Below are 238 nucleotides of genomic sequence, written 5' to 3'. Positions count from 1 at the left end.
CGGTGGCGCTGATCCAGAAGCCGATGGGCAGCGATCTCACCGAGGCGACCGAGATCCTCGAAATCTGCCGCTCCAAAAACCTGAAGGCGGCGGTGAATTTCCAACTCCGCTTTGCGCCGATGATGCTGGCGCTGAAGGATGCGATCGCCAAGGGCTGGCTGGGCGACGTGGTCGATTTCGACGCTTGGCTGGCGCTTGCCACTCCCTGGCAACTCTGGGAGTTCCTGCTGAAGGCGCC

Annotated in this window: 1 pseudogene; it reads left to right on the top strand. The window is 62.6% G+C overall.

Annotated features, from left to right (window positions below):
• Positions 1-238 (top strand): annotated as a pseudogene (locus AC0L2O_RS37470) (gfo/Idh/MocA family oxidoreductase); the annotation flags it as partial.

It is taken from the genome of Bradyrhizobium sp. Kon10, from assembly GCF_055807395.1.
Note: the sequence above shows the minus strand (reverse complement) of the source record. Positions and strands in the feature narration are given on the sequence as shown.